The following is a 15877-nucleotide window of genomic DNA, read 5'->3' as shown; positions in this document are numbered from 1 at the left end:
AACCTGCCGAACTCCCGCAACCTCCACTCCAACCTCCCCCCCCTCCCCCCCCCCCCCTCCCCCCCCCCCCCCCCCCCCCCCCCCCCCCCCCCCCCCCCCCCCCCCCCCCCCCCCCCCCCCCCCCCCCCCCAGGCCGCGGCCGGTCAGCGTCGGGCGGCGCGCGCCCGTTCGGTCGCGGGCAGGTCGAGCACGAGACCTTCCGGGTCGGTGTGCGGATGGCCGGTGATCACCACGCCGAAGTCGCGTTCGGCGGCGGCGATGCTCACGTACTCGTCGCGCACGTCGCGCAGCACGTGCTGGGGGTCGCGGTCCAGGGGATCGCCCCAGCCGCCACCGCCGTTGGTCACGTACCGCCAGGTGGCCCCGGCTTCGGTGGCCCAGCCCGGATCCCTGCCGTAGTAGAAGTATTCGCCGTCCGGACGCGGGGCCTGGGTTTTCGGGTCGAGCGTGCCCGCGACGGCGACTGCCTCGGCGTACGACGAGGTGTCGGCGGGCACGAGCGTCGACGCGCCGGTGGTCGGCGCTCCGTCGCGGCCGAAGATCCAGACTCCGCCGAGAGCGCCGTCGTTGCCGCCGCGGACGCCGACGCCGCTGGCGTTGCGGAATCGCAGCGGGATGGTCTGATGCTGGCCGGGCTGGGTGTACATGACGTCCTTCGCGACCGAAGCGCCGCCGCGGAACGAGCCCGGCCCGGCGGTGTCCGGCAGGAACTCGCGCCGCATGATGCGCAGCGGGAAGTCCGCTTCCAGCGATTCCGTGGACGGCGACATCAGGTTGAAGATGTAGCTGCAGGAGAATCCGTCGCCGTCGCCCGCGGAGGACCCGCCGCGCGGGCCGTGTTCGCCGCCTGCCATCGCCGAGCACATCCACGGGGTGCCGTCGGGTCCGACGCCGTAGGCGTTGTGCACGTAGGCCGAGCCGAAGTCGCCGCCGAGGGCCGCCTCGCCGAGCACCGAGCCCAGTGCCCGGCACAGCACCGTGTTGATGAGCGCGGACACTTCGTAGTAGCAGAAGACCGCGCCGTCCGGCGGCAGGGCGCTGACCATCGACCCGGCCGGGATCACCAGGTCGACGTCGCGGAAGGTGCCGGAGGTGAACTCGCTTTCCGGCGACAGCAGCATTTTCAGCCCGACGCCGATCGCCGTCTTGGCGTCGAGCGCACCGGCGTTGATGCAGGTGCGCGCCTGCCGCGACGAGCCGCTGAAGTCGGCTTCCAGCTTCGCGCCGCGTTTCCGCAGCGTCAGCGCGACGACGTACTCCTCGCTGTCGTCGACGCCGTCCGCGTCCAGCGAACCGGTCGCGGAGTAGTCGCCGTCCGGCATCTCGGCGAACGCCAGGCGCATGCTTTCCGCCGAGGCGTCGCAGGCGTAGCGCAGGCTGCCCAGGTACGCCTCGATGCCGTAGCGCTCGATGATCTCCTGGATCAGGCCCTCGCCGAGCGCGCAGCAGCTCTGCATGGTGTGGAAGTCCGGCAGCATCAGCTCGGCCATCCGCACGTTGTCGAAGATCAGCGAGAACGTCTCCTTGACCGGTTCGCCCGCGTGGTAGAGCAGCCGAGGGCTGATCGAAATGCCGTCCTCGTAGATGTTGTGCTTCGCGGCGGAAAACCCGCCGGGCGCGATGCCGCCGACGTCGAGCTGGTGCGCCCGCAGCGCGATGAAGCTCGCGATCCGTCCCTTGTGGAACACCGGGCGGATGAAGCAGACGTCGTTGTAGTGGTTGCCCATCCGGTAGACGTCGTTGCAGATCAGCAGATCGCCCGGGACCAGGTTCTCCGGCCCGAATTCCTCGACCGCGACGCGCACGCCCGCCGACATCGTGCCGAGGAAGATGGACAGCCCGTTCGTGACCGCGCTCATCGCGTAGTCCTGTTCCGGCGGGGCGCAGACGCAGGCAGCGAAGTCGTAGCAGAGCGCGATGATCGGCGAGAACGCCCGGTGCAGCAGGCCGGTCGTCACGTGCTGCACCGAGTACCGGAGCCGGTTGGCGAGCACCGACGCGGTGAACCGGTCGCAGTCGTAGCGCTCGCGGAACTGTTCGTCGGTGAAGTCGCGAAGCAGCGTTTCGGTGGTGTCAGTCATTGCCTTCGCTCCTCTGCTGACCGGTCGCCCGGGTGATGACGATTTCGCCGATCCGGCCCACAGCGGCGACCAGTCCGGGCGGCACGAAGGTGGTCGACATCGGTTCCCGGATCACCGCCGGGCCTTCGATGACGTCGTCGCGCATGAGCTGGTCGCGCTCGTACTCGCCGGCCTTCAGATCGGTCTCTTCGAGGTGCCGGATGGTGATCGTGCCGACCGGCTGGGGCGATTCGCCCGCGGGCCGCCGCGGCGGTTCCGGATAATCGACCTTCGGGGTCGGCACCACCGCGGTGAGCCGGTAGGTGACGCCCTGCACCGGCATGCCTTCGAAGCGGTTGCCCGAGCGCTGCTCGTACCCGTCGTGGAAGTTGGCGATCATCTTCCCGACCGCCTCCGGGGTGATCTTCCCGTTCGGCACCTCGACAAACGGCGTCTCCCAGACCTGGCCCATCAGCTGCCCGTCGAAGGAGCGCGTGAACGTGACCCGTTCGGCGTCCTTGCCCAGCGACCGCGTCATCGCCTCTTCCATGCTGGCGTAGACGGCGTCAATCTCGTCGGCCGCGTCCGGGGTGAGCACCGTGTAGGCGGTCCGGCTGTCGGCGTACACCTGGTCGGCGCTGACCAGGCCGAGCGCGGAGAACAGCCCGGGATGCGGCGGCACGAGCACGCTCTTGACGTGCATCTGCTCCAGCAGGCCCGGCAGCATCATCGGGCCTGCCGCGCCGTAGGCGACCAGCGCGTGGTCGCGCGGGTCGACGCCGTTCTTGACCAGGACGTCGACGATCCCTTCGGCCACGTTGTTCAGTGCCATCCGGTAGGCGAACCGCACCCGCTCGGACAGCGTCGCCTGCGTGTCCAGGTTCTCGAACGCGAACCGCGCGAGAGCGGGATCGAGCCGCGCGCGTCCGGCGGCGAACCGGTCGGGGTCGAGGATTCCCATCATCAGGAACGTGTCGGTCGTCGTCGGCGCCTCGCCGCCGCGTCCGTAGCACGCCGGGCCGGGGTCCGCGCCCGCGCTTTCCGGGCCGACCTTGACCTCGCCGGTCGGAGTGATGCTGACGATGCTGCCGCCGCCCGCGCCGACGCTGACGATTTCGTTCGACAGCGTGTTCACGATCAGGTCGTGTTCCAGCTCGAACGTCGTGTTCACGAACGGTTTCCCGCCGGTGACCACGCTGATGTCGCTGGAGGTGCCGCCGATGTCGGTGCAGATCAGGTTCGGCTCGCCGATCAGGTCGCCCAGATGCGCGCACGCCACGGTCCCGGCCGCGGGCCCGGAGAACACGATCCGCGAAGGCCGTTCCATCGCGACCTCGACCGGAGCCAGCATGGCCGCGCAGTCGGCGAAGTTCAGGTCGCCGGCGAACCCCAGCCCGGTGAGCCCGGCCGCCAGTTCCCGGGTGTAGGGGCCGTAGATCCGCTTCATCAGCACGTCGATGACCGTGGTCGAGGCACGCGGGTACTCCCGCGCCAGCGGCGAGACCTCGCTGGAGATCGAGCACGCGACGTCACCGATCTCTTCGGCCACCAGTTCGCGCAGCCGCCGCTCGTGGCTTCCGTCCACATAGGAATTCAGCAGGCAGATCGCGACCCCTTCGACGCCGCAGCGGGCCAGGATCCGCAGTTCCTCGCGCGCCTGCTGCTCGTCGAGCGGGATCACCACCGTCCCGTCCGCGCCGAAGCGTTCGCGGATCCCGCGGCGCAGGTAGCGCGGCACGACCGGCGCGGTCACGTCGCCGAAGCTGCGGTGCCAGCGCGGGTCGGTGTTGGCCTCCGGCGGCCGCATCGCGCGAGCCATGTCGAGAATGTCGCGGTGGCCCTCAGTGGTCAGGAACGCGATCTTCGGCAGCCGCCGGGTGATGACCGCGTTGAGCCCGTGCGTGCTGGCGTGGTTGAACGCCGCCGCCGCGGCGACGTCCACTTCGGACGCTCCCTCCAGCACGGCTTTGTAGCTTTCGGTGACGTTGGTGGCCACCTTGACGGTCTCGATCCGGCCGCCGGAAATCGAGACGATGTCGGTGAACGTGCCGCCGACGTCCACGCCGATCATGTTCTCGCGCTCAGCCATGTCCGCCCCTCAGATCCGGTCCACGAGCAGTTCGACCGGGCCGAGTTTCGGGCCCGGGACGCGCCGCGCGTCGGTCAGGCAGGCCGCGCATTTCACGACGTCGAACCAGCCGGCCTCGGACAGCACCGGATACGCCCGCAGCTCTCGCGCGCCGCACGCGGTGCACGTTCCCTCGACGTGCTCCCGGGCGACCGACAGCGTCGGTTCGGTCGGGCGCGGATTGGTGATCGCCATTGATCTCTCTCCTCTTTCGCCTCGATGAAGGGGCTTCGCGCTAGGCAGGCCCGGACTGGCTCAGCGCACGGACCGAGACGTCCGCGCCGAGCCGGGCCCGCGCGATCGGCACGAGCTTGAACTTCTGCACTTTTCCGGTGGGGGTCTGCGGCACCTCGTCCGCGCCGAGCACGAACACGTGCCGGGGAACCTTGAACCGGGCCAGGTTCGCCCGGCACGCCTCGATCAGCTCCTCCGGGACCGGCGCGGCGCCCGGTTCCGGGACGACGAACGCGCAGCCCGCCTCGCCCCAGCGGTCGTCCGGCACGCCGACGACGAACGCCTGGCTGACGCCCGGCCGCCCGGACAGGAAGTCCTCGACCTCTTTGGGCATCACGAGCTCGCCGCCGCTTTTGAACAGGTCCTTCGACCGGCCGGTGATCACCAGCGAGCCGTCGGGCAAGGCGCGGCCGAGGTCGCCGGAGTACAGCCAGCCGTCCCGCAGCGCCGCCGCCGTCTCCTCGGGCCGGTTCCAGTAGCCGAGCATGGTCGTGGGACCGCGCGCGACGAGTTCGCCCGGCTCGCCGGGCGGAACCGGTTCGCCGGTCGCCGGGTCGAGAATCCGGTACTCCGCGATGGGGCCGCCGGTCTCGCTCGCCGCCCCGCTGGGTTTCGGGCGGCCGACCGTGGACGCGGTCACCTCGAGCGGATCGTCCGGCTGGGTCATCACCGTCGCGCCGCCCGCCTCGGTCATCCCGTAGGCGGTGGTCAGTTCGCGGACGCCGAGGTCGGCGCGGATCCGCTCCCACAGCCAGGTCGGCGCGACCGCGGCGGCCGAGAGCATCCGGTCCAAAGAGGACAGATCGGTGCCGCGGCGCGCGGGATGTTCGACCAGCGCGACGCTCATCGTCGGCACCGCGAGCACGTCGTTCACCCGGTGCCGCTCGATCGCCCGCAGGTACTCCCCCGCGTCGAATTTCGGCTGCGGCAGGATGGTGCCGCCGACGAAGGTCGCCGCCTGCACGCCTTGCTCGTAAGCGAACATGTGGTAGCAGGGCAGGGCGAACACCGACCGGTTGCCGTCCGGCAGCGCCCGGCAGTAGGCCGAGCCGTACACCTGGCGCAGCAGCGCGTCGTGGCTCAGCTGCACGCCTTTGGGCTCGCCGGTGGTGCCGGAGGTGTACATGATGTCCGACATCTCCAGCGGGCCGCGCAGTCCGCCGCGCGCCGCACCCGGGCTCGCGCGGCCGATCCGCTCCAGCTCCGGAACGTCGAGCACGCCTTCCCGGCCTTCGCCCTTGCCCTCCGGATCCAGGGTGAGCACGCGCTCCAGGTCGCCGAACCCGATCGCCCCGGGCCGCTCCCAGCCCGGAGCCAGCTCGTCCAGCATGGCGAGGTAGTCCTGGTTCCGGAAGGACGTCATCGTGATCAGCACGCGGCTGCACGACTGCCGCAGCACGAATCCCAGTTCCTGGGTGCGGTAAAGGTAGTTCAGCGGCACCGCCACCGCGCCGGCGCGCGCGATCGCCAGCTTCAACGGCGCGTACTCCGGGTAGTTCGCCATCAGCAGGCCCACGTGGTCGCCGGGGCGCACCCCGAGCGCGGCCAGCCCGTCGGCGAACCGGTGCGCCCGCCACAGCACGTCCTCGTAGGTGAACGTCCGGTCGCCCGCGATGACGTACGGACGCGTGGCGAACCGCGCCGCCACGTGTTCGAAGTGCTCGTCGAGAGTGCGCGGGCGCCACGGGGCGAATTCACGTTCGAGGTCGGCCCGCCGCTGCGCGATCGGCGGCCGGTCCGCGGTCATCGCGGGCTCCCCGCCACTTCGACGGTGCGGTGCACCTTGGACTTCTGGCCGGTGCTGCCCCGGTTGACTCCGACCAGGCCGTTGAGCGCGGGGTTGTTGTTGACCAGGTTGCCCAGCTGCGGCCCGGCAGCGATCATGCCGCCGTCGACGGTGATCACCTCGCCGGTGATGAACTTCGCGTCGTCGCTGGCCAGGAACGACACCACGCCGGCGACGAAATCGGGTTCCCCCGCGTACGGCAGCGGCTGCACGGTGCCCAGCACCGGCTTCAGGTCCTCGGCGGTGAGCCCGATCAGCGGCGTGGTGATGATGCCGGGCGCGACCGCGTTGACCCTGATCCGGTCCGCGGCGTACTCGAAGGCAGCGATTTTGGTCAGATGCTGCACGCCCGCCTTCGCGACCGAGTACGCCTGCACCCCGGCGCCGGCCGCGAACGCGCCCACCGAACCGAAGTTCACGATCGCCCCGCCCGTCCCCTGCGCCCGCATCACCCGCCCGGCGTGCTTGACGCCCAGGAACACGCTGCGCAGGACGACGTCGAAGGTGTAGTCCCAGTCGTCGGCCTCGAGTTCGGTCAGCGGGCCGAACGCCCCGCCGACACCCGCTGCGTTGACCAGCACGTCGAGCCTGCCGAAACTCTCGACAGCCTGCGCGATCGCAGCCTCGAACTGCGCTTCGTCGCTGACGTCGGTGTGCGCGAACCGCACCCGGTCGCCCGCGTCGAACTCGGCGAGCGTGCGTTCGGCGACCTCTCGGTTGAGATCTGCGATGACGACGTCGAAGCCACGGTCGAGGAACCGCGCCACTGACGCGCGGCCCATCCCGCTCGCCCCGCCGGTCACCAGCGCCACTTCGTTGCCCATGCCTGTCCCTTTCGCCTCAACCGACCAGAATCTGCTTCACATCGGTGAATTCGCGGAGGCCCTCGGGCCCGCATTCCCGTCCCCAGCCGGACCGCTTCACGCCGCCGAACGGCGCCGCCATGGTCGGTCCGAAGGTGTTGAGCGCCACCGATCCCGCCCGGATCCGGCGTGCCACGTCCAATGCGCGGTCCTGGTCCGCGGAGAACACGCTCGCCGCCAAGCCGTACTGGGTGCCGTTCGCGATGCGCACCGCGTCGTCGAGGCCGTCGTACGGCAGCACCGCGGTGACCGGGCCGAACACCTCGTTCTGGGCGACGTCGTGGTCCTCCTCGACGCCGGTCAGCAGCGTCGGTTCGTAGAACCACCCGGCGGCGAAGCCCGCCGGACGACGGCCGCCGGTCGCCACGGTCGCGCCCTGCTCGCGAGCCCGCTCCACGACGCGCTGGGTGCGGTCGAACGCCGCACGCGTCACCAACGGGCCGTGGTCGGTGTCCTTCGACCGCGGATCGCCGATCCGCAACGCGCGGTACGCGGCGGCGAGGGCGTCAGCGATTTCGTCGTGCCTCGAAGCCGGGACCAGGATCCGCGACAACGCTGCGCACACCTGACCCGAACCGCTCATCGCACCGGCGACCAGCGGACGCAACGCCTGCGTCAGGTCCACGTCGTCGAGCAGCACCGCGGGCGACTTCCCGCCCAGCTCGAACACCGTGCGCGGCAACAGGTCCGCGCTCTGGCGAAGGATCTCCGAAGCGGTCGCCGGACCGCCGGTGAACGAGATCATCTCGAATCGCGCGTCGGAAGCCAGGCGCCGGGAGACCTCGACGCCCGCCGCCAGCACGCTCAGCACGCCCGGCGGAAATCCCGCCGCCACCGCGCATTCGGCGACGGTCCGCATCATCAAGGCGGATTCCGGTGCCGCTTTCACCACCACCGGCGCCCCGGCCAGCAACGCCGGGACCACCTTGCTGCCCACTGTCGGAAGCGGGCCGTTGTACGGCATCACCGCCAGCACCGGGCCGACCGGTTCCCGCTCGATCCGCACCTCGCCGACCGGGGTGGCGCGCGTCTCCGGCGCCAGCGCCTCCTCGGCGACCGCGAGCGCGGTGCGCCAGGCCGCCTTCGCCGCGAACCGGTGCAGGGTCCGGCTCCAGCGGACCGGGATGCCCGCCTCGACCGCCCACACGAGACCGATCTCGTCGGCTCGTTCCTCGAGCAGAGCGCAGAACCGCTGGCACACCTCGATTCGCCGGGCGACCGGGAGCCGCGGCCACGGACCGTCGAACGCCTCCGCCGCTGCCGCGACCGCCGCGTCGGCGTCGTCCGCCGAGGGCGCGACGACCTCCGCCACGACCTGTTCCGTCGTCGGCGACACGACGGTCGTGACCTCGCCGCCGGACGACCGCAGCCATTCGCCGCCGATCATCAGCGCGTCCGGCCGCGGAACGCGCAGGTCTCCGTCGATCACGAGTTCGTCGCGGCTGTCCACCACACTCATCGGCTCGCGCTCTCCTCTCTGGCAGTGGTTCGCTGTCCGGTCAGTTCTGCTGCACGACGATCCCCGCGGCGAGCAGGCCGGTCACTTCTTCGTGGCTGAATCCCCAGTCCTGCAACGCTTTCTCGGTGTGTTCGCCGGGCACGGCCGCCGGCCCGGCCACCGCGCCCGGGGTGCGGGCGAAGCGCGGCGCGGGAGCGGGCTGCATCACCCCGTCCACCGGCACGAACGCGTCCCGGGCGACGCTGTGCTCGTGGTGCGGCGCCTCGGCGAGGGTCAGCACTGGGGCGAAACAGGTCTCCTTCGACCGGAAAGCCTCGGTCCATTCGTCCCGGGTCCGGGTGCGGAAGACAGCGGCGAACCGGCGGCGCAGCTCCGGCCAGCCGGGTTCGTCCTGCTGCGCGGGCAAGTCCTCGTCCGCGAGCCCGAGCGTTTCGAGCAGGACCGCGTAGAACTTCGGTTCGTTGGCCGCGATCGCGACCCACCGGCCGTCGGAGGTCTCGTAGGTGCCGTAGTACGGCGCGCCGCCGTCGAGACGGTTCGATTCCCGCTCGTCCCGCCACCGCCCGGTCTGGCGAAGCCCGTGGAACAGCGAACCGAGCAGCAACGAGCCGTCGAGCATGGCGGCGTCGAGCACCTGCCCCCGTCCGGACCGCGCCGCTTCCAGCAGCCCGGACACGATCCCGAACGCGAGCAGCATCCCGCCGCCGCCGTAGTCGCCGACGAGGTTGAGCGGCGGGACCGGCCGCCCGCCGGCCGGTCCGATCGCGTGCAGCAGCCCGCTGAGCGCGAGGTAGTTCAGGTCGTGCCCGGGCGCCTGCGCCAGCGGCCCGTCCTGGCCCCATCCGGTCATCCGGCCGTAGACCAGCCGCGGGTTGCGGGCCAGGCATTCGTCCGGGCCGAACCCGAGCCGCTCGGCGACGCCCGGACGGCTGCCCTCGATCAGCGCGTCGGCCTGCTCGGCCAGGCGCAGCACCACCTCCGCGCCGCCGGGGCGTTTCAGGTCGACACCGGCCGAACGGCGGCCCCGCAGCGTGGCGAATTCGTAGGACCGCTCGCCCGGAACGTGGTCGCGCACGTGGCCGGCCCGGTCCACCCGGAGCACGTCCGCGCCCATGTCCGACAGCAGCATCGCGCACCACGGCCCGGGGCCGATCGAGCCGATCTCGACGACCTTCACACCTGCCAGCGGCCCGGCCATCAGCTGAACTCGACCGTCTTCTCGATGCCGCGCAGGGCTTCGACAGTCTCTTCGACCAGCCGGTCGAGGATTTCCGCGGCGCCGGGCAGGTCGGTGATCATGCCCGCCCCCGCGCCCGAGGGCATGCTCATGTGCGTCTTGAGGTGCGCCTTCATCGCGGCGTACTTGAACGGCATGGTCAGCACCCGCTGCACCGGATACGGCGACAGCTCGTCCTCGTGCCCTTCCCACACTTCGGTGAACCGGTTGCGCAGCATCCGGACGTGCAGGCCGTCGAACAACAGCGAACGCAGCGTCGAGTCGTAATCGGCTTCCACGACCGCCTGTTTGAAGACGTCCTCCGAACCGGACTCCTCGCTGGCGAGGAACCGCGTCCCGACCCACGCGCCCTGTGCGCCCATGGTCAGGCACGCGGCGATCTGCGAACCCTTGACCAGCCCGCCCGCCGCGATCACCGGCACCGTCGAGAACTCCAGCACCTCGGCCAGCAGCGTGATCAGCCCGACGTCGCCGGTGTGCCCGCCGCCCTCGGTGCCCTGCACGACCACCAGGTCGGTGCCGTTGCGGATGGCGCTGCGCGCGTGCTTCGCCTGCCCGACGATGCTGATCACCTTCGCGCCCTTGGCATGGCAGGCTTCCACCACCCAGGTCGGGGTGCCCAGCGCGCAGGCGATGACCTCGACGCCGTGGCCGAGGGAGATCTCCAGCTTTTTCTTGTTGTCCGCCAGGCTGATCGCCTGGTCCGTGGTCGGCACGACCTCGACGCCTCGCTCGGCCAGTTCGGATTTCAGCTGCCTCAGCGGCCCCGGCAGCTCCGGCACCGCCACGTCGGAGAGACCCTTCGGCGCGTTCGCCGGGAACCCCAGGTCGACGCACAGCGGCCGGTCGCTGAGCTTCCGGAACAACCGGATCTCCTCGTCCACCTGCTCAGGCGTGATGTCGATGCCGCCGATCGAACCGAGCCCGCCCGCGTTCGACACCGCGGCGGCGAGCCGCCCGTAGGCGACATTGCCCATGCCCGCCTGCAGGATCGGCACGTCGATCTCCAGCAGCTCGCAAACCGGGGTCCGCAGGGTGGGCGACATGGGCTCCTCCTCCGTGCCGTCCCGGCGGCCGGTGCTGCCGCGGGTCCGGGGATACTCGAAAGTATTTAATATATTTCGCATTCAGTCTCGGCGGTGGTGTCCGCTCGCCGCGACTGGAGATTTTCTAGCACTCTTTCAAAAACCAGGCAAGCCCTGACCTCGCTTGCCCGGTTCTTCGAACAACCGGTAGATTTTTCCCGGACGAGAGGGGGACAGGTGACGAAGGCGGACGGCCCGGACCGGGAGCGCAAGTCCGACCGGACCCGGCGGCGGATCCTCGACGCCGCGGCGGACCTGTTGAGCCGCAAGGGTTTCGACGGCACCCGGCTGTCGGAGATCGCGACGCTGGCACAGCTGCGGGTGCCCGCGGTCTACTACTACTTCGAGTCGCGGGAGGCGATCCTCGAGGAGGTCGTCAACATCGGCGACCGGATGGCCGGGGACAACGTCCGCGCCCGGCTCGCCGCGCTCCCCCCGGACGCGACCGCGATGGACCGGATCTGCACCGCCTACGCCGCCCACCTCGAAATGGTGCTGAAGGAATCCGCCTACACCGCGGCCGCGATGCGCACCCTCGGCCAGCTGCCCCCCGACATCCGCGCCCGCCAGCTGGAACACCAGCGCGCCACCGGACAGCTGTGGCGCGACCTGATCAAGGCAGGCGTCGACAGCGGCGAAATCGACCCCGGCCTCGATCCCCGCGCGGCCCGGATGTTCCTGCTCGGCGCGGTCAACTGGGCCACCGAATGGTGGAACCCCGCCCGCGGCAGCCTCGACGACATCCTCGCGACCGCGCAGCGCCTCATCCGCAACGCGCTGTCCGGCCCGGGCACCGCCACGACACCGTCCGCGGCCGCTCCCCCGGCCGCGGCGCTGTCGCCGGTTTTCTCCCCGCCGAAACTCTGACCGGGAACGGCTAGGACGGATTTCCGGCGAACACCGGGCTGGCCGAAACGAACTCCATCCGGCGCGTCTTCCACTCTCCGTCGCGGCGCACATTCCATCTCGTATCCGCCCGACAGCAGCTGGCGGACGCCGTCGTCGGTCAGCCGGAAGTAGAACACGTCGGTCTTCGCCACCGCCGTGTCACCGTCCACTTCGATCACCGCGTTGGTGATGTGGTGGCGACAGCGGGGCACCTGCTCCCATACTTTCCGCACCAGCGCGCGGACGCCGTCGATGCCGTGGCCCACGCCGCGCGGCAGCACGTAGTCCGCGTCTTCGGCCCAGATGCTCAGGAACGTTTCTTCGTCCTGTTTGTCGATCCCGTGGCAGTACTAGGCCAGCACCGCCTTGATCTCTTCGACGTCGATCGCCCACTGGATTCGTTCTTCGCGGGTGCGCGCTGTGCCGGTCAAGGGGATTTCCCTTTCCCGAAGCGGCGGTTCGGGAAATCCGAAGCTCCGTCAGCCGTTCCGCGCGACCGAGTCCCGCAGCCGGGCCAGCCGTTCCGCCGACTCCGAGCCGGGTTCGGCCGACCAGATCACCAGCTGCTGCTCGACGTTCCCGGCCTGCTGGAAGCTGTCCCAGTCCAGCGACATCTCCCCCACCTGCGGATGCGCGACCGTCTTCGTGCCGAAATTCTGGTGCGCCACCCGGCGCTCGGCCCACCAGCGGCCGAAATCCGGGCTCGTCAGCGACAGATCCCCGACCAGCCGCGACAGCGCCGGATCGGTCGGGGTGCCCGCCGCGTTCATCCGCAGGACCGCGACGCACGTGCGCGCGACCTGCTCCCATTCCGGGTACCGCGCCCGCATCTCCGGGTTCGTGAAGACCAGGCGGATGTAGTTGCGGTCCCGCTCGGGGATCTCGGCGAAATCGAGCAGCAGCGCCGCGGCGAGGTCGTTCCACGCCAGGATGTCCAGGTACCGGCTGAACACCAGCGCCGGAACCCGGTCCAGCTGCCCCAGCAGGCGCTCCAGCTGCGGGCGGATCGCCCGGCGGCGGCGCGCGGGTTCCCGCGGCGCGGGCGCGGAACCCGCCCGGGGCAGCAGGGTGCGGACGTAGTCGCGCTGTTCGTCGTCCAGTCCCAGCGTGCGTTCCAGAGCGGCCAGCACCGGTTCGGACGGGGCGAGGCGGCCCTGTTCGATCCGCGTGTAGTAGTCCGTGCTGATCGAAACCAGCTGCGCCACTTCCTCGCGGCGCAGGCCGGGGACGCGGCGGCGTTCGGCGGCCGGGACGTCGAGGCCGACCTGGTGCGGCTGCAGTTCGGCGCGGCGATGCTGGAAGAACTGTCCCAGCTCGCGCAGCTCCGTCGTCGCCTCGACCATGCTCGTCATCCTACGGCCCTCGCTCTCGCGTATCCGGGGAAGAATCGTCCTGGGCTGGCACCGACCGCCGCCCGGCCGACCGGATCGCGGTCGACCGGGCAGCGATAGTCGGCGCAGGATCAGAGCTTCTCGGTGAAGAAGGGGACGATCGTCTTCAACGCTTCGCCCGCCCCGTTCGGCCGGTCGTACAGGTCGTAGTGCGAAGCACCGTCGACCTCGAGCAGCTGCTTGTCGGCAGACGCGGCCCGCTTGTAGATCTCGTGTCCGTCGCGGTACGCGCCGAACGCGCCCTGCTTGTCCTTGTCGCCGATCACGATCAGCAGCGGCTGGTCGAGCAGTTCCTCGGCCAGGTGGAACGCGTCCCAGCCCAGCACCGCCGAGCCGTGCGCGGCCTCGAACAGGACACAGCCGTTCTCGGCCTGGCCGCGATCGGTGCGGTAGTACTCGAAGGCCTCGACGATGTCGATGTCGCCAGCCTGCTTCGCGCCTTCAGCCGTCTCGGGCAGGAACCCGTTGACCGCGCTCTGCTCGCCGCGCGCCTCCGCGGTGCGCTGCTGGCCGATCGCGGCGAGCGCCTGGAGAACGCCGCCGTTCTGGCCCGCCGTCTCCCGCTGAAGCCGCCCGAAGTTGGCGCCGGTCACGGACACCACGACCTTGAAGCGCTTCTCGGTCTTCGCTGCCGCGAGCGTGTACCCGCCGCCTCCGCAGATGCCGAGCACGCCGATCCGGTCGGCGTCGACGTAGGGAAGGGTCACCAGGTAGTCGACGACGCGGCTGAAGTCCTGGACGCGCTGCGCGGGGTCCTCGAGGAACCGCGGCTCGCCGCCGCTCGCGCCCTGGAAGCTGGCGTCGAACGCGATGACCACGTTTCCGGCCTCGGCCAGCGCCGGGGCGTACACGTTGCCGGAGGTCTGCTCCTTGCAGCTGCCGATCGGGTGCGCCACGACGATCGCCGGATAGGTCTTGGACTCGTCGAAGTCCGGCGGGAAGTGCAGATCCGCCGCGATGTCCCAGTACATGTCGCGGTTGCGGAACTTGACGTGCTCGACGGTGCCGGTGGCCATGCTGCCTCCTCAGTCGTGCTCGGGGCGTTTCCCCGGCTCGTCTTCCACTTTCGGCCTCAGCGGGCGGCGGTACCAGTTCGGGTTCTTTCCTAGGAAGGATTTATCCCTGGATACCTGGGCACGCTTTTCCGAACCCGGCGCGCACGTCGCGAAAAACTCCCGGAACAACGCTTCCCGCTCCGCGGGCGGCCGGACGGTTGACACCCGCGCCTCCGCCACGGACAGTGTGACTCTGCATTTTATATTTTACTTCTGCCTGACACCCGTCCCCTCAAGGAAGAGCCATGGACCAGCCTCAGCAGACCGTCGGCGTCCAGCCGCCCGGCACCACCGCCCCGTCGAAGAAGGACATGCGGCGCATCGCGATCGCCAGCAGCACCGGGACCGTGATCGAGTACTACGACTTCCTGATCTACGGAACCGCCTCCGCGCTGGTGTTCCCGCACGTGTTCTTCCCCGCCCTCGGACCGGCCGCGGGCACCGTCGCCGCGTTCGCGACCCAAGGCGTCGCTTTTCTCGGACGGCCGCTCGGCGCGATCCTGTTCGGGCACTTCGGCGACCGCGTCGGCCGCAAGAAGACCCTGATCACCACGCTGTTCCTGATGGGGCTCTCCACCGTCCTCATCGGACTGATGCCGACCGCGGCCCAGATCGGTGTGGCCGCTCCCCTGCTGGTGTTGCTGCTGCGCATCCTGCAAGGTCTCGCCGTCGGCGGCGAATGGGCGGGTGCGACCCTGCTCGCGGCGGAGAGCGCTCCCAAGGCCAAGCGCGGCTTCTACTCGATGTTCGGCTCGCTCGGCGGCGCGGTCGCGGTCGTGCTGGCCAACCTGACGTTCCTGATCGCCGGTCTCACCATGAGCAACGAGGACTTCGTCAGCTACGGCTGGCGCATCCCGTTCGTGGCCAGCGTGGTGCTGATCGGCGTCGGCCTCGTCGTGCGGTTGAAGATCGAGGAGTCCCCCGTGTTCCGCCGCGAGGCCGTCCGGTCCGGAACCGCGTCCGCACCGCTCGCCGAAGCGTTCCGCAAGCAGCCGCGCCAGATGCTGTTCGGCTCCGGAGTGCTGGTCATGGTGTTCGCCTTCTTCTATCTCAGCGGCAGTTTCCTCGCTTCCTACGGGACCGCTCACCTGCACTTGGCCAAGACGACCGTGCTCTCGATCGGCGTGCTTGCAGGCGTCGTGTGGTGCGTCTCGATGATTCTCGGCGCGGTGCTGTCCGACCGGTTCGGCCGGCGGCGGGTCATCCTCGTGTCCACCTTCGTCTCCGTGGCCTGGGCCCTCGCCTTATTCCCGGTGCTGGACATCGGCACCGCGTTCTCCTACGGCGTGGGAGTCTGCCTGACGCTGGTCTTCGCCGGACTCGTCTTCGGTCCGGTCAGCGCGTTCATGCCGGAGCTGTTCATCACCCGCTACCGCTACACGGCGGCCGGATTCTGCTACAACGTCGCGGGAATCCTGGGCGGGGCCGTTCCGCCCCTGGTGGCCGCCCCGATCATCGGAGCCGCCGGATCGCTCGCGCTGGGCGGATTCCTGGCGGTGCTGGCCTTGATCAGCGCGGTGTGCACCCTCGGGCTCAAGGAGACCCGCCACTACGAAATGGACCGGGGAGAACTCGTCGCCGGATGAGTCCACCGGGCCGCTGGCCGGGAGCCTGCCGGGCTCCCGGCCAGTTCGCTACGGGCCAGCAATCGCATTGCACGCGAAACGGGCGGGCTCCCGGCAATCCGCCGG

The 15877-nt window shown here is 70.3% G+C and carries 12 protein-coding genes and 1 pseudogene; 2 read left to right on the top strand and 11 right to left on the bottom strand.

All coding sequences use genetic code 11. The annotated features are described in order from the left end of the window. Nucleotides 1–143: 143 nt before the first annotated feature. From ACZ63D_RS42955 to ACZ63D_RS42920, 8 genes are read right to left on the bottom strand one after another with little or no spacing between them, the layout of a single operon-like run. Nucleotides 144–2081 carry a hydantoinase B/oxoprolinase family protein gene (locus tag ACZ63D_RS42955; protein ID WP_465360080.1) on the bottom strand — a complete coding sequence of 646 codons (1938 nt, stop codon included), beginning with the start codon at nt 2079–2081 and terminating at the stop codon, nt 144–146. Further along, the gene (locus ACZ63D_RS42950) at nt 2074–4149 is read right to left on the bottom strand and encodes a hydantoinase/oxoprolinase family protein (protein ID WP_465360079.1); all 2076 of its coding nucleotides are present in this window, start codon (nt 4147–4149) and stop codon (nt 2074–2076) included. The genes ACZ63D_RS42955 and ACZ63D_RS42950 overlap by 8 nt, the downstream gene beginning before the upstream one ends. 9 nt (nt 4150–4158) lie before the next feature. After that, nucleotides 4159–4383, bottom strand: a complete 225-nt coding sequence (locus tag ACZ63D_RS42945) for a hypothetical protein (RefSeq protein WP_465360078.1) — start codon at nt 4381–4383, stop codon at nt 4159–4161. Between the two features lie 40 nt (nt 4384–4423). Beyond that, nucleotides 4424–6169: a class I adenylate-forming enzyme family protein gene (locus ACZ63D_RS42940; protein ID WP_465360077.1), complete on the bottom strand. Its 1746-nt coding sequence runs from the start codon at nt 6167–6169 to the stop codon at nt 4424–4426. Then, nucleotides 6166–7032 carry an SDR family NAD(P)-dependent oxidoreductase gene (locus ACZ63D_RS42935; RefSeq protein WP_465360076.1) on the bottom strand — a complete coding sequence of 289 codons (867 nt, stop codon included), beginning with the start codon at nt 7030–7032 and terminating at the stop codon, nt 6166–6168. Before ACZ63D_RS42935 ends, ACZ63D_RS42940 begins: the two co-directional genes overlap by 4 nt. A 16-nt stretch (nt 7033–7048) precedes the next feature. Next, a complete protein-coding gene (locus ACZ63D_RS42930; protein ID WP_465360075.1) occupies nt 7049–8530 on the bottom strand; it encodes an aldehyde dehydrogenase family protein in 1482 nt (493 codons plus the stop codon). A gap of 40 nt (nt 8531–8570) precedes the next feature. After that, nucleotides 8571–9728, bottom strand: a complete 1158-nt coding sequence (locus ACZ63D_RS42925) for a CaiB/BaiF CoA transferase family protein (RefSeq protein WP_465360074.1) — start codon at nt 9726–9728, stop codon at nt 8571–8573. Then, nucleotides 9728–10813 carry an NAD(P)H-dependent flavin oxidoreductase gene (locus ACZ63D_RS42920; RefSeq protein WP_465360073.1) on the bottom strand — a complete coding sequence of 362 codons (1086 nt, stop codon included), beginning with the start codon at nt 10811–10813 and terminating at the stop codon, nt 9728–9730. The genes ACZ63D_RS42925 and ACZ63D_RS42920 overlap by 1 nt, the downstream gene beginning before the upstream one ends. Nucleotides 10814–11029: 216 nt before the next feature. Between ACZ63D_RS42920 and ACZ63D_RS42915 the strand changes: the two genes are divergently transcribed. Then, entirely contained in the window at nt 11030–11719 is a 690-nt protein-coding gene (locus tag ACZ63D_RS42915; protein WP_465360072.1) for a TetR/AcrR family transcriptional regulator, read from the top strand. Between the two features lie 101 nt (nt 11720–11820). Here ACZ63D_RS42915 and ACZ63D_RS42910 read toward each other — a convergent pair. From ACZ63D_RS42910 to ACZ63D_RS42900, 3 genes and pseudogenes are all read right to left on the bottom strand, one after another. After that, nucleotides 11821–12078, bottom strand: a pseudogene (locus ACZ63D_RS42910) (nuclear transport factor 2 family protein); the annotation flags it as partial. A 141-nt stretch (nt 12079–12219) separates the two neighbouring features. Then, entirely contained in the window at nt 12220–13083 is an 864-nt protein-coding gene (locus ACZ63D_RS42905; RefSeq protein ID WP_465360071.1) for a helix-turn-helix transcriptional regulator, read from the bottom strand. Between the two features lie 119 nt (nt 13084–13202). Further along, entirely contained in the window at nt 13203–14147 is a 945-nt protein-coding gene (locus tag ACZ63D_RS42900; protein ID WP_465360070.1) for an alpha/beta hydrolase, read from the bottom strand. Nucleotides 14148–14431: 284 nt separating this feature from the next. Here ACZ63D_RS42900 and ACZ63D_RS42895 point away from each other — a divergent pair, with 284 nt between their 5' ends. Then, nucleotides 14432–15772: an MFS transporter gene (locus ACZ63D_RS42895; protein ID WP_465360069.1), complete on the top strand. Its 1341-nt coding sequence runs from the start codon at nt 14432–14434 to the stop codon at nt 15770–15772. Nucleotides 15773–15877 lie beyond the last annotated feature (105 nt).

The sequence above is a fragment of the Amycolatopsis sp. NPDC104775 genome (assembly GCF_055583325.1).
This window is presented reverse-complemented; position numbering and strand designations above follow the sequence as displayed.